Origin of the sequence: Pseudomonas sp. HMWF006, assembly GCF_003061205.1 — a bacterium.
GTDB classification, from domain to species: Bacteria; Pseudomonadota; Gammaproteobacteria; order Pseudomonadales; family Pseudomonadaceae; genus Aquipseudomonas; species Aquipseudomonas monsensis.
Map to the genome: position 1 here is coordinate 1 of NZ_QAIU01000654.1, position 875 is coordinate 875.

1 pseudogene is annotated in these 875 nt (G+C 58.7%); it reads right to left on the minus strand.

The features are described from left to right. Positions 1-297: 297 nt before the first annotated feature. Positions 298-875 (minus strand): annotated as a pseudogene (locus tag DBR24_RS34555) (M20/M25/M40 family metallo-hydrolase); the annotation flags it as partial.

Here is an 875-nt window from a genome sequence, read left to right on the forward strand (position 1 = left end):
AGCCGACCAAATATCTCGCTGAATGAACCCAATCCACTGTGGGAGCTGGCCTGCCAGCGATAGCGGCCTGACAGCCGACCAAATTCCTCGCTGAATAAACCCAGTCCACTGTGGGAGCTGGCTTGCCAGCGATGGCGGCCTGACAGCCGACCAAATTCCGCGCTGAATGAACCCAATCCACTGTGGGAGCTGGCTTGCCAGCGATAGCGGCCTGACAGCTGATCAATCCCTCACGGATTCAGCCTATCGAGCCTCCTCGCAAAACCACCCCCCGCAATCACCGATTCCCTACTTGCTCACCCCAGTACTTCCATACAAATAATCCGTCGCCAACGACGCCATTGTCCTCACGCCCACCACCAGCGCCGACTCATCCACAAAGAACCCCGGATTGTGATTCGGCGCGGCTTTGCTCATGTCCTGATCCCGCGGTGTCACCCCGAGAAACACGAACAGCCCCGGCACTTCCTTGGCGAAGAACGAGAAGTCTTCCGCGCCGCCCACCAAGGGCGCATTCACCACGTCATCCTTGGCTGCCCATTTCAACGTCGGCAGCATTTTTTCCGTCAATGCCGGGTTGTTGATGGTCGGGTCGTATTTTTCGATGATGGTCACGTCGGCTTTCGCGCCGCCGCTTTCGGCGATTTTTTCGATGGTCTGGCGCACGTCTGCGTGCAGTTTCTGGCGGATGCCGTAGTCGTACGAGCGAATGGTGCCGCTCATGTCGACGGATTCGGGAATGATGTTGTAGCGGGTGCCGCCGTTGATGGTGCCGATGCTCACGACTGACGGATAGGACGAGATGTCGGTGCGGCGGCTGACCACGGTTTGCAGGCCAACGATGGTTTGCGCGCCTACGGTGATCGGGTCAATGC